Genomic DNA, 13636 nt, shown 5'->3' on the forward strand with positions numbered 1-13636 from the left:
GATGCCTGTCCGGATTACCGGACAGGCCCAAGCACGTTGTAGCCCGCGCAGCCAGGTCCTCAGCGGCAATGTGCCGGTGGTGGCAGTTTTCATCTCCATTTCACCGTGTGATTCTGTTGGGTTGCACGCCTATGGGCCAAGTCGAGGTACCACTGTAGAACTCTGGCATCATCTGTGCTTTGGGGGTCGAACATTGTGTCTGGATCCGGACCTTGGAACATTCTCTTGATGGGGATCTCCAGCTTCTTGCCGGTCCGGGTGTAAGGAATTGCTGGTGCAGCGATGATTTCATCAGGTATGTGCCGTGGCGATGCTTCCTGGCGGATCACCTCGTGGATCTTGCCGATCAGCTCGTCGTCCAGCGTGGTGCCCGGAGTGAGAGCGACGAACAGCGGCATCCAGTACGTTCCGTCGGTGTATTCGACTCCGATAACCAGGGATTCCCGTATCTGCGATAGGTTCTCGACTGCCTGGTAAATGTCAGCGCTACCCATCCGGATACCGTTCCGGTTAAGTGTGGCGTCGGAGCGTCCGTGGACAGTGACGGTGCCACGTGCGCTGACCGTTACCGAGTCACCGTGCTGCCATACGTTTGGAAAGTTGTCGAAGTAGGCATGGCGGTACCGCGCGCCACCGGGATCGTCCCAGAAATAGAGTGGCATGGATGGCATGGGTTTGGTGAGGACCAGCTCGCCTGCGGCGCCGATGACGGGTTTGCCGTCCTTGTCCCAGGCTTCGAGGGCCACGCCCAGGGCGATTGCTGAGATTTCCCCTGCAAGGACAGGGACCGTCGGAACGGACGTAGCGAACGCAGTCACGACGTCGGTTCCTCCCGTCATGGATGCGACATGAATATGGGATCCGACGTGATTGGCGACCCAGGCGTTGGAAGCCGCGGGCAGAATGGAACCCGTGACCCCTAGCGTCCTTAACGCGGAGAGGTTGTAGGTCAGGGCAGGGGATAGGCTGTCTTTTTCGCAGGCCTGCAAGTATCCAGGGCTGGTTCCTAGCAGGGTGACGCCGTTGGTTTCGGATATCCGCCAGATGGCACCGGTGTCTGGGTAGGTCGGGCTGCCGTCGTAGCAGAGGATCGTTGCACCTACCAGCAGGCCAGCCACCTGGAAATTCCACATCATCCAGCTCGGTGAGGTGTACCAGAAGTACACATCGCCAGGGGTCAGGTCGAGGTGGAAGGACATGGACTTCAGATGCTCGAGCAAGACGCCGCCGTGTGAGTGAACGATAGCCTTGGGCCGGCCGGTCGTGCCGGAGGAGAAGAGTATCCATAGCGGATGGCCGAAAGGCACCGGTTCGGTTTGCAGCGGCCTGGTACCTGCACTGGCCTCTGCCCATCCGATAACGGAGTCAAGTAGGTTCGAGGGCAGCCCCAGCCGCGGGACGATGATCGTGGCCTCCAGTGATGTCATGTTGGCCTGAAGATAGGCGATGGCCTCCCGCCGGTCATGGGATTTGCCGCCATATCGGTATCCGTCGGTCGCGATGAGTACTTTAGGCTCGAGTTGGTCCAGGCGGTCAAGAGCCGCAGGTGCTGTGTAGTCCTGTCCGCACGATGCCCACACGGCCCCCAGACTGGCCACTGCCAGGAACGAGACGACGGTTTCGGTGATGTTGGGCATGTACCCGATAACCCGGTCTCCTGCACCGACCCCGTTCCGGCGCAGCGTGCCCGCGACGGCGGCGACCTGCCTTTCCAGTTCTTCCCATGACAGTGTGTGGCGGCCGGCACCGCCTGGCTCACACTCTTCGATGACGGCGGCTTGATCCGCCGTCGTGTGCCGGAATACGTGATCGACATAATTCAGTGTTGCCCCGGGGAACCATTGGGCTCCCGGCATCGTCTCATCAACCAGGGTTCTTTCGTACGGGGAATAGGTCGCGATGTCGAAAAAGGACCACAGATCTCCCCAGAACTCGCTGATTTCGCTTGCTGACCAGCGTTGCATGGAGGCATAGTCGTCGAACTTCTTGCCCCTGATGGCCAGCCATCGACGGAAGACCTCGACGTTGGCCTCCCGCGTGCGCCCAGGTGACGGTAGCCACGAGGAGGATTGCTCGCCCGGTCCCAATGGGTCCCGTAATCGGTTTGTTTGCGTGGTGCTCATGGAGAAGCGTCCTTTGATGTCAGGTGTTGCCTAAATGCCTTTGCTGATCGAAGAAATTAGGTCGCTCAACTAGAGTGTCGGGACGTTGGCCAGTAGTTCCTTGGTGTACTCGTGCCGGGGTTGGTGCAGTACTTCGTCAGTGCTACCGCAATCGACAATCCGCCCCTGTTGCAGAACCGCCATCCGCTGGGAAATGTGGCGGGCGAGACAGATATTGTGCGTGACAAACAGCATGGACATGCCGGTTTCGGCTTGGAGGGTGCGCAGCAAATCGATGATGGAGGCCTGGACGGAAACGTCGAGGGCGGACGTGATTTCATCGCAAATCAGCAGCGAAGGCGCGTTGACGAGTGCCCGGGCAATGGCTACGCGCTGGCGTTGGCCTCCGCTTAGGTCTCCTGGTCGGCGGTCGAGGTAGGCTTCGCCCAGGCGTACTTGGTCGAGTGCTTCACGGACCAGTATCCGTCGCTGCTTCCGGCTCAGCTTGCCCGACATCTGCAGTGGGACTTCGACAGATTCACAGACTGTTCGGCGGGGGTTCAATGACGAGAACGGGCTCTGAAACACGTATTGGACCTGTTGGCGTTGTTCTGCCGTCCGCGCACGGGTGCCGGGTGCGAGATCTCGTCCGTCGAAGCGGACGACGCCGGTATAGTCGTCGTTGAGTCCGGCTATACAGCGGGAGAGAGTGGTTTTGCCCGAGCCTGACTCGCCGAGGAGCATCATGGACTCGCCTCTGGCCAGAGTAAAATCGATGCCGCCCAGCACTTGGGTGCTCCCGTAGGCCAGTTTCAGTCCGGTGACCTTCAACAGGCTGACTTTGTCATCTGAAGGCGCAGTGTGCGGGTGCCGACTCGCCGTTACCGGGCTGGTTTCCGGCGTCAGGACTGGATGTTCCTTGGTGATGGCCGCGACCCGGCCTACTTGTCGCCTGCCTGCGAGATCGGGTACGGCGCTGAGCAGCTTTTCCGTGTATTCGTGCTGGGGCTGATAAAGCACCTGCGCAGTAGGACCTTTTTCAACCACCTCGCCGGAGAGCATGACGACGACTTCGTCGGCGATTTTCGCCACGACCGCTAAGTCGTGGGTGATGTAGAGGCCTGCCACACCATGGCGTGAGGCTAGCTCGGCGATGGTTTGCAGCACCAGTGACTGTGTCGTGACATCCAGGCCTGTGGTTGGTTCATCGAGCACCAGGACGGCTGGTCTGCAGGCAAAAGCCATGGCGATACCCACCCGCTGCTGCTGCCCGCCTGAAAGCTGATGGGGATACCGGCGCTGGTAAGACTGGGTGTTTTCCAGGCCGACTTCGGCCAGCACTTCTGTGGTGCGCGCACGCCGCTCTTCCTCGGATTTCCCGTAGCGATGGACTTGCAGGACTTCCTGGATCTGGCGGCCAATCGGCATTGCGGGGTTCAGGGAGAGGGCAGGGTCCTGTGGCACATAAGAGATTGAACCGCCCCGGAGCTTGCGACGCTCGGGGTCCGGCAGGTTCAGGATGTTGCCAAGGCCCGATCCGGCGAGATGGACTTCGCCGCCCGTGTGTCTCAGGCCCCGGCGGAAATGCCCCAGGCAGGCCAGCCCCGCGGTTGTCTTGCCGGAACCGGATTCGCCCACCAAGGCCAGAATCTTGCCGGGTTGAAGGGTGAAAGATACACCGTGCAGGATTTCGTGGCCGGAGGTTGTGGCGATCCGGAGATCACGTGCGCTCAATACGGGTTTGGTAGTAGTTGGAGGTTCCACGACGGAAGTGCTCATTTGCTTTCTCCCACGTTCAGGGTGGCCGAGGCCCGGGCCAGTGAATCGGTTATCAGATTTGTGCCGACGGTCAGGACCGCAATGGCAAGTACAGGCAAAATGACGCCCCACGGCTGCACGGCCAAGGCAATCCGGTTCTCGTTGATCATCAGCCCCCAGTCGGCCGTGGGCGGCTGCATGCCCAGGCCCAGAAAGGACAGCGAGGCCAAGGCGCCGATTGAATAGGTCATGCGCAGCCCCAGCTCCACCATGAGGGGGCCGGTGATATTGGGCAATACATCCTGCACGAGGATTTTCCATTTAGGAACGGCATACATTTCCGCCGCACGGATGAAATCCTCGGTTACTACAGCAGCTGTGGCGGCACGGGTAACCCGGGCGATACGAGGCGCGTGCGTGATGCCGATCACGGTAATGAGAACCCAGTTCTGCGGTCCCAGGACTGTGATGGCCAAGAGGGCGAACACCAGCTGGGGGACTGCCAGCAGGATGTCATTGGCGCGCATGATGGCGCTGTCCACCCAGCCGCCCCGATAGGCCGCAAGCATGCCGAACAGGCCTCCAATGACCATGCCCAGCAGGGTCGCCAGGCCGGCAAACACCAGCAGGCGCAGTCCGCCGTCCAGGAAGCGGGTGAGTACATCGCGTCCCAGGTTGTCTGTGCCCAGCAGCCCGTCTGGTTTGAACGGCCGGCCGGCGAATTCGGTGCTGGTGTACCCGGTTGCCCAAGGAAGAAGCAGCGGGCCCAACAGCGCGACTAAAACGACCGTCCCGGTGAGGGCAATGCCGATCCTCGCCTGGCGTTGGCGGACCAGGCGACGCAGCAACCCCGGCGGGGCTTCCACTTCCCGTTTGACAAGTTGAGGTGAATCAATGACGCTCATCGGGAGCCTCCCGCGCGAAGTTTGGGATTGGTGAGGATGCCGACCATGTCGGCCAAGAGATTGACCACGATGTATACGGCTGCTATCAGGATCGAAAGAGTCTGCACTACCTGGACGTCCCTGTTGGCGACAGCGTCCACGAGGGCCTGGCCGATTCCGGGATATCGGAAAAGGAATTCAACGACGACGACCCCGCCAGCCATCCACGCGAGCTGGATGGCGATAACCTGGGCTACCGGGGAAAGTGCATGCGGTAGCGCGTGGCGCAATATGACTTGGCGTTCGGGTACGCCTTTGAGCCTGGCCATCTCCACAAAGCCCGAGTCCAGGACTTCCAACATGGTGCCCCTCACCATCCGGGCAATGTAAGGCGTGACCACAAGCACGAGGGTTGCTGTCGGCAGGACCAGCTGGGCTGGATAGTTCCACACGGCTTCTCCTGGCGGGGCCATGGTCACCGACGGAAGGATGGGGAAGATCGTCGTTGAGAAGACAGTGATCAGCCAGACGCCGATCACGAACTCGGGAAGGGCTGCGAGGACCAGGCTGACACCGGTGGTGATGTGGTCTCCTGTCCGGCCTTTACGCAGGGCACTATACGTTCCCAGCAGAAGGCCCAAAGGGATGCTGATCAGCGCGGCGGCAACGAGGAGCACCAGGGATGCGCCGATGCGTTCGCCAAGAAGCGCCGTGACGGGGCCCCCTGAGGCGGCGGAAACGCCGAAGTCTCCCACGCTCAGACCGCCCAGCCAGGCCAGGTAACGCTGCCAGGCCGGGTCGTTGAGGTGCATCTGCTCCCGCAGTGCGGCCAGCCGCTCGGGAGTCGCCTGCTGCCCGAGGATGGCTTGGGCTGGATCCCCAGGCAGCAGAAGGGTTGCGATGAAAACGAGGAGTGAAACCGCCAGCAGGATCAGCAGGCTGGTCGCCAGCCGGCGGAGGATTAGTTGTGTCATTGGACCTCTCCCAACCAGACGCGGCGGAACTGAAAGCCCGAAAGCGCTAGTCCGGTGCGGCTGGGGACCAGTCCGGCCACATACTGTTGGTACGCATCTGCCTGATTCGGATAGCCCCAGATGATGTACCCGCCCTCGTGGTATTCGATCTCCTGCGCCTGGGCGATCAGACTGTTACGTTTTTCCGCGCTGACGGTGGCGTTGGCTTCGGCCACCAGCCGGGCGAACACCGGGTGGTTCCAGTGGGTTTCGTTGAACGGAGATGTGGGTAGGGAACTGTTGTTGACCTGCGGCAGGACGTTCCGGGTGTACCAGAAGGATTGGGCAAAGTCCCACTGCAGGTAGCCGTCCCCGAAGAATGTCGTGGTATCGACCCGGCGCAGATTGACCTTGATTCCGGCTGGGGCTGCTTGTTCCGCAAACACCTGGGCGGCTTCAACTGCCCCGGCTTGGATGGGGGCTGTAACCAGTTCAACGCTCAGCCCGTTCGGATATCCGGCTTCGGCCAGAAGTGCCTTTGCCTTGCCGATATCCCGGACCCGTTGTGGCAGGTGCTTGGCGTAGCCGGGATCAAAAGGTGAATAGAGGTCATTGCCCACGCGCCCGTTTCCGCCAAGAACCTGTTCGATCATCTGTTCCCGGTCCACTACCAGACGGAAGGCCTGACGAACGCGGTTGTCATTGAAGGGCGGCTTGTCGACGCGCATGCTGAACGGCATCCACATCCCTGTTTCAGAGTTCAATATGCTGATGCGCGGGTCGGCGTCGATGACCTCCAGCAACGCCAAAGGAATCTGGCCGATGGCATCGACCTGGCTGGAGAGCAGTGCGTTGATCAGTGCGTCATTGTCGTTGAAGTTGAGGATTTCCAGTTCATCCAGATACGGCTCGTTGCTACGCCAGTACTTCTCGTTGCGAACAAACAGGCTGCTGCGGCCGGGTGAGAAAGAGCGGTATTTGAATGGCCCGGTACCGATCGGGTTGGCCGGGTCGTAGTCTTCCGGAACGATGCCCAGGGCATACTGGCCCAAGGAATCATCGAAGGTCGCCGTGGGGGTGTTTAGTCGGAACTGGACCGTGAAGTCATCCAAGACCATGACTTGGTCCAGAACGGCCAGCGATGAGGCGCCGGTCTTTGGATTCCCGGGGTCGGTGATCCGGCTGAAGGTGGCGGCAACATCCCGACCGGTCATGGGTCGGCCGTCGTGGAATCTGACGTCGTTGCGGAGCTTTACCGTCCAGACCAGCGCATCCGGCGAGGAAGTAGCTGAGGTTGCGAGTAATGGGCGTAGCTCGTAGTTTTCGTCGCGGTAGAGCAGGCCTTCGTAGAGGTTAAGTACACGGGCAATGTCAGTGGTGCTGACGGGCGAATGGGCGTCCAAATTGTCGGCCGCGCCGCCTCCTGACAATCCAACCCGCAGCCGGCCCCCTGACCGGGGTGGTCCTGACACATGGGCAAGGACACTGGGTTGACTGCCCCGGCAGGCGGTTGTAAGACCGCCGAGTCCCAAAACCAAGCCGGTGCCGAGCAGCAGACGCCTGCTCATCTGGGTGGCTGTTCCCCCAGACAGCCCCAATGGTGATGATGGTGGTTTCACAAATCCTTCTTTCTGAGGATCTAAAACGCCTATGCAGTCACTTTCCGTCCGACCCACTCAGGCGACTGGCTTCCGCTTGTGCGCCTGATTCTGGTGATGTTGTCGTTGACTGCTTGGGGGAACGCTTCGCTGCGTCCCGTGTGGGTGTTGACGTGAAGTGCCAGGATTTCCTCCGTTGCGAGGAGCCGGCCACCGGAGCGCATTTCGTGGGCCAGGTGTAGTTTCTTTGGGCCCGCGTCGGCGACGATTGTTGTTACTGACAGTTCGGCGCCCAGCGATGCTTCCAAGAGGTACCGGATGTGGGCTTCCACGGTGTAAAGCGACGCCCGCGTTTCCTGCCGGTAGAGGGTGTCCATTCCCAATTCATCCATGACCTGGTCGGTGGCGAAGCCAAAGACCAGTACGTAGAAGGCTTCGGACATGTGACCGTTGTAGTCGATCCATTCAGGCAGAACTGTGCACCCGTACGCCGGTAGGACCCTTGTCCCGGTGCCTGTCACCTTTGTGATGCTTTCACGGCAGCGACGGCGTTGCGGATGGCGATGATCGCTTCATCGCGTTCGGCTACGAGCTCCAGGAATGACCTGCCGGCGACTTCCTCATCGCAACCGGCGATAACCGCATCGCGCAACTTGGGTGTTAGTTCGGGGGCCTCTAGCCGGGTCCATGGAGACTTCAGTGACGGACCGAAGTGATCGAGCATGTGGGCCATCCCGCCTTCTCCGCCGGCCAGATGGAAGGTGAGCATCGGGCCTTGGATGGGCCATCGAAGGCCTGGGCCGTCGGTGATCGCCAGATCGATCTGTTCGACTGTCGCCTCTCCGTTGTCCACCATGTGCAGCGCTTCCCTCCACAGAGCTTCCTGTAAGCGGTTGGCGATGAAGCCGGGCACCTCACGCTCCATGCTGATGACGGATTTACCGATGTGCTCGTACCAGGCAGCTGCCCATTTCACCGCTTCCGCCGAGCTGTTTTCGCCGCCGACGACCTCGACGAGGGGAATAAGGTACGGCGGATTGAAGGGGTGGCCGACGACGAGCCGGGACGGGTTTGCGGCCTCGGTGGCCATCTCCGTCATGCCGTAGCCGGATGTGGAGGAAGCGATCACCACGTCCGGGGCCGTTACCGAATCGATCTGGGCCAGGAGCGACCGTTTCAGGTCCAGGACCTCGGGGGCGCTCTCCTGCACAAAGCCCACTCCGGCAACAGCCTCGGCGAGATCGGAGTGGACGGTGAAGTTGTCCTTCGAAGCATGCGGGGCCAGCCCCAGCTTCGTCAGTGCGGGCCACGCCGCATCGATGAGGCGGCGCAGTTTCGATTCGGCATCGGGGGAAGGATCCCACGCCTTGACGCGGTAGCCCTGGGCCAGGAAGTAGGCTGCCCAACCGCCGCCGATGGTACCGATACCTACGCAGGCGACGGTGTCGATGTCGTTTATGGTCAGGGGAGTGAAATCAACGGTGGACATGGGTCATGCCTTCTTCTCGAGATGGAGTATTTCGCGCGCTTCGTCCGGTGTTGCGACGGACGAACCAAGGCTGTTGATGATTTGGATTGCGCGCTCCGTCAGTTGTGCGTTGGTGGCTTTGACGCCCTTGCTGAGGTAGAGGTTGTCCTCCAGTCCTACCCGCACGTGGCCTCCCAGTAGCACGGATTGGGCCACCCAGGGCAGCTGGTCCCGGCCGATGGCGAAGGAGGTCCATTGTGCGCCGTGGGGGAGCATATGCACCATCGCTTGGAGCAGGCCGGCATTCACGGGGGCGCCGTAAGGGATCCCCATGCAAAGCTGGTACAGCGGTGGAGGGGCGACGAGGCCTTCTTCGACCATTATGTTGGCGAACCAAAGGTTGCCCGTATCGAAGATTTCCATCTCCGGCTTCACGCCGAGTTCCTTGATGCGTGTTGCGCCCTCGCGCAGCATGTCAGGGGTGCTGATGTAGAGCTGGCTGCCCTCACCGAAGTTCAGGGAACCGCAGTCGATGGTGCAAATCTCGGGCCTCAGCTCCTCGACGTGGGCCAGCCGTTCCAGGCCACTGACCAGATCCGTCCCAGGCAGCTGCTTGGTAGGCTCGCCAGGGTCCAGGAACAGGTCTCCGCCCATTCCGGCGGTGAGGTTAATGACGGGATCAACATCGCTGTCCCGCACCAAACGGACGACTTCGCGGTAAAGGGCCACGTCCCGTGAGCCTTGTCCGGTCTCGGTGTCCCTGACATGGATGTGGACAATCGAAGCTCCGGCACGGGCGGCTTCGATGGCGTCCTGTGCGATTTCCTCGGGTGTGATGGGAACGTGTTCGCTCCTGCTGGTGGTGTCACCTGCGCCGGTCAGCGCACAGGTGACAATAACCTTGCGATTCATTGGGTACTCCCTTTGGCTTTGACGATATTGCGGTTGATGAAGTTTTCGATGTGGCGATGCATCTGATCAGAAGTCAGCATGCCGGTCAGGACTTTGATGCCGAGGCCATCCACGAGCCCGGTAAGTTCAATTGCGAGATCGGCGGATGGGACTTCGACGAACACTTCGGCCTGCTGGCCGAAAACGATTGCGTCCTCCACGGTCTGGATCCAGCGACGGTAACCTTGGGCGTGGTTTTCCTTGCCGGACTCGTCCACCGCGACGTAGGACCAGGTCTGCAGCCAGATGGACCACTCGGCCCGGCCCCTGTCTCCGGCGGGTAGCTGAAGCTCGATAAGCCGCTTGAGGCGGCTTACGGGCTCCGTTATGGAATGGAGCTCTGCGATCTGGCGGTCAAATGCCAGCTTCACCGAGTAGCGCAGAACCTCGGCGAAAATCTCGCGTTTTGTGGAGAAGTAGTAATGCACGCTTGCAGTACTCACACCGCAGGCAGCCGCGATGTCAGCGATACGGACCGACGAGTATCCGCGCCTCGCCAACAGCCACCACGCAGATTCGATGATCGCCCGCCTCTTTTGGGCCTGGTCGCTGTTTTCCGCATGCCGCGTCGGCAGGATCACTGCGGGCGGAGGTACGGAAACACCCCGGGTCTGATCAGAACCCGACATCAGCCAGTTCACGGTGACACCGGTGACGTCCGCCAGATCTGTCAGCTCTGCCGGACGGAAACGCCGCGTGCCGGCCAGGGACTTGGAAAGCTTCGTTTCATCAAGACCGATATGCCGCGCAACTTCCCTCTGGACCAAGCCCGAATTCTGGATGGAGAGTCGGGCGCGTTCGGCCAGTTGGGCATTTTCTGGGGTGGTGGATGTTGCCATGGTTCGACCATAGGGACGACTTGCGATTATGGCAAGAGTTTAATTAAAACTCAGCGAAGTTTGCGATATTGTGACGTAGGGCACTGTGATGTAGTCCTTCTGCTCTCGGCGTGCAGCCGGGGTGCTGACCTTACCGGTCCCTATCTCCCTGCTTTTGAAGGGAACATTGAGGACGCTCCGTGAGGCCAAGCGCTGATGGTGACATCGCACGGCCGGGGTCGGCCTATTGGACCGAATGGTGCGGAACGTGGGGGAGGGGTGTTCATGCATCATCAGAAGCGATAATCACTGCGTCAGTCCTGCGGGCGAGTCAGTGCTCATCGTGATGATGCGGGCGCATCGCGGTCGTGTCGAACTGGAGCAACCTGGAGCGCTGCCGGTTGCATGCACGGAACCGCAGGTAGTCGGCATTTGCAGCCGTCAGGAGCGCCCCGGCAGGTAAGGCCGCAAAATCCGCGGAATCTCAAGGAAGCCGGAGAATTCTCTCGCGGACCCGGGGATGGGGCGTTTGGTTCAGATAATGCAATACGCAAACTACTACTTTACATAATGTAGATTATCGGCGTTATATGGAAGATCCGGGATCCGGCTGTTGTGGTCGCTTCAAACGTCTTCGAAGCGACCACAACCACACGCTACTTCGCCACGTACGCAGCCAAATGCTTACCTGTCAGCGTCGAACTATCTGCCACAAGTTCAGCGGGCGTTCCGGCGAAGACGATCTTGCCGCCGTCGTGTCCGGCGCCTGGTCCGAGGTCGATGATCCAATCGGCATGTGCCATGACGGCTTGGTGGTGTTCGATCACAATGACCGATTTGCCCGACTCAACAAGACGATCCAGCATGCCCAGCAGGTTTTGGACATCGGCCAGGTGCAGGCCAGTTGTCGGCTCGTCCAGGATGTAGATGTCTCCCTTTTCGGACATTTGCGTCGCCAACTTGAGCCGCTGACGCTCACCGCCGGACAATGTGGTGAGTGGTTGCCCCAGCGTCAGGTAGCCCAGTCCAACATCAGCCAGGCGATCGAGGATCTTATGGGCCGCAGGCGTCTTGGCTTCGCCCTCGCTAAAGAAGAGCTCAGCCTCATCGACAGACATTGCAAGCACCTCTGCAATATTGCGGCCCCCCAGTCGGTACTCCAGCACAGAGGCCTGAAAGCGCTTTCCCTCGCACTCTTCACAGGGCGACTCAACGGTGGCCATTACTCCGAGGTCCGTGTAAATGACACCCGCTCCATTGCACGTCGGGCACGCGCCTTCGGAGTTCGAGCTGAAGAGCGCCGGCTTAACACCGTTGGCCTTGGCAAACGCCTTGCGGATGGGTTCCAGCAGGCCGGTGTAGGTGGCAGGGTTGCTCCGGCGGGATCCCCGGATGGCACCTTGGTCGATCACCAGGACGCCCTCGCGCTTGGCTACTGAGCCGTGGATCAGTGAACTTTTGCCGGAGCCAGCCACACCGGTGAGGACGCACAGAACGCCGAGGGGGATGTCGACGTCGACGTTCTTGAGGTTGTTTGTTGATGCTCCTCGCACCTCCATGATGCCGGAAGCGGAACGCACGCCGGGCTTGATGGAAGCGCGGTCGTCCAGGTGCCGTCCAGTGATGGTATCGCTCCCCCGCAACCCCTCCAGGTCTCCCTCGAAGCAGACGGAGCCACCTCCGGTGCCAGCGCCGGGGCCGAGGTCAACCACGTGGTCAGCGATGGCGATCGTTTCGGGTTTGTGCTCCACCACGAGGACGGTATTGCCCTTGTCCCGCAGTTGCAGCAAGAGCTGGTTCATGCGCTCGATGTCATGCGGGTGCAGCCCGATGGTGGGTTCGTCAAAGACGTAGGTGATGTCCGTGAGGGATGACCCGAGATGGCGGATCATCTTGGTCCGCTGCGCCTCTCCCCCGGACAACGTACCGGCAGGACGGTCAAGGGAGAGGTAGCCCAAACCGATGTCGGCGAAGGAATCCATGAGGTGCTGGAGTCCCTTCAGGAGCGGAGCAACAGAGGGCTCATCGAGGTCGCGGATCCAGTCGGCGAGGTCGCTGATCTGCATGGTGCAGACATCCGCGATGCTCTTGCCCTTGATTTTGGAGGACCTCGCCTCGGGGCTAAGCCTGGTGCCATCGCATTCGGGACAGGTGGTGAACGTGATCGCCCGCTCTACAAACGCGCGGATATGTGGCTGCAAGGCGTCTACGTCCTTGCTGAGCATTGACTTCTGGATCTTGGGGATCACGCCCTCATAAGTGAGGTTAATTCCCTCTACTTTGATCTTGGTCGGCTCCCGGTAGAGGAGATCGTGGAGTTCCTTCTTTGTGAACTTGGAGATGGGCTTGTCCATATTGAAGAAACCGGATCCGCTAAAAATACGTCCATACCAGCCGTCCATCGTGTAGCCGGGAATGGTCAAGGCACCTTCGCTCAGGGATTTGGTGTCGTCGTAGAGTGCTGTGAGATCGAAGTCGTTGACCGAGCCCATGCCCTCACAACGGGAACACATGCCTCCCAGCCGATTGAAGGTGGCTTTCTCGGTCTTGGTTTTGCCTTCGCCGCGTTCCACAGTGATTGCGCCGCTGGCCTTCACAGTAGGCACGTTGAAAGAGTAGGCGTTGGGGGAACCGATGTGGGGATGGCCAAGACGGCTGAAAAGGATCCGCAGCATGGCATTGGCGTCTGTGGCGGTACCCACGGTTGAACGCGGGTTGGAGCCCATCCGCTCCTGGTCCACGATGATCGCCGTCGTCAACCCTTCGAGCACGTCGACGTCGGGGCGGGCCAGTGACGGCATGAAGCCCTGCACAAAGGCACTATAGGTTTCGTTGATCATGCGCTGCGACTCTGCGGCGATGGTTGCGAAGACCAGTGAACTCTTCCCGGAGCCGGAGACGCCTGTGAAGACCGTGAGCCGGCGCTTCGGGATCTCGATGCTGATGTCTTTCAGGTTGTTTTCACGTGCGCCCTGGACCCGGATCAAATCGTGCGTGTCCGCAACATGGGACCCGGGAGATTGCGTGTCCGTGCTCGTGGCAATAGTCATGATTTCTCCATCTGTTAGGCGGCGCTGCCCAACAGTCCCCCGTCGGCGTCGCCT

10 protein-coding genes are annotated in these 13636 nt (G+C 60.5%); all 10 read right to left on the bottom strand.

Annotation, left to right across the window (positions count from 1 at the left end; genetic code table 11):
* Positions 1–89: 89 nt before the first annotated feature.
* Positions 90–2123, bottom strand: coding sequence for an acetoacetate--CoA ligase (locus AC0J5Z_RS13115; protein WP_475032781.1), 2034 nt, complete (start codon positions 2121–2123; stop codon positions 90–92).
* A 69-nt stretch (positions 2124–2192) separates the two neighbouring features.
* Positions 2193–3881: a dipeptide ABC transporter ATP-binding protein gene (locus tag AC0J5Z_RS13120; protein WP_475032783.1), complete on the bottom strand. Its 1689-nt coding sequence runs from the start codon at positions 3879–3881 to the stop codon at positions 2193–2195.
* On the bottom strand, positions 3878–4765 hold the full coding sequence (locus AC0J5Z_RS13125) for an ABC transporter permease (RefSeq protein ID WP_475032785.1): 888 nt from the start codon (positions 4763–4765) through the stop codon (positions 3878–3880). The genes AC0J5Z_RS13120 and AC0J5Z_RS13125 overlap by 4 nt, the downstream gene beginning before the upstream one ends.
* Positions 4762–5718, bottom strand: a complete 957-nt coding sequence (locus AC0J5Z_RS13130; protein WP_475032787.1) for an ABC transporter permease — start codon at positions 5716–5718, stop codon at positions 4762–4764. The genes AC0J5Z_RS13125 and AC0J5Z_RS13130 overlap by 4 nt, the downstream gene beginning before the upstream one ends.
* Complete coding sequence (locus AC0J5Z_RS13135; RefSeq protein ID WP_475032789.1) at positions 5715–7169, bottom strand: ABC transporter substrate-binding protein; 1455 nt, start codon at positions 7167–7169, stop codon at positions 5715–5717. The genes AC0J5Z_RS13130 and AC0J5Z_RS13135 overlap by 4 nt, the downstream gene beginning before the upstream one ends.
* A 176-nt stretch (positions 7170–7345) precedes the next feature.
* Entirely contained in the window at positions 7346–7738 is a 393-nt protein-coding gene (locus AC0J5Z_RS13140; RefSeq protein WP_475032791.1) for a thioesterase family protein, read from the bottom strand.
* A 74-nt stretch (positions 7739–7812) separates the two neighbouring features.
* Positions 7813–8784, bottom strand: a complete 972-nt coding sequence (locus AC0J5Z_RS13145) for a 3-hydroxyacyl-CoA dehydrogenase NAD-binding domain-containing protein (protein ID WP_475032793.1) — start codon at positions 8782–8784, stop codon at positions 7813–7815.
* Between the two features lie 3 nt (positions 8785–8787).
* Positions 8788–9675 (bottom strand): beta-keto acid cleavage family enzyme, encoded by an 888-nt coding sequence (locus AC0J5Z_RS13150; protein ID WP_475032795.1) that lies wholly within the window; start codon positions 9673–9675, stop codon positions 8788–8790.
* Positions 9672–10553: a TetR family transcriptional regulator C-terminal domain-containing protein gene (locus AC0J5Z_RS13155; protein ID WP_475032797.1), complete on the bottom strand. Its 882-nt coding sequence runs from the start codon at positions 10551–10553 to the stop codon at positions 9672–9674. Before AC0J5Z_RS13155 ends, AC0J5Z_RS13150 begins: the two co-directional genes overlap by 4 nt.
* A 635-nt stretch (positions 10554–11188) precedes the next feature.
* On the bottom strand, positions 11189–13582 hold the full coding sequence (locus AC0J5Z_RS13160; protein ID WP_475032799.1) for an ATP-binding cassette domain-containing protein: 2394 nt from the start codon (positions 13580–13582) through the stop codon (positions 11189–11191).
* Positions 13583–13636 lie beyond the last annotated feature (54 nt).

The organism is Paenarthrobacter sp. TRD_SC_7, assembly GCF_056156245.1.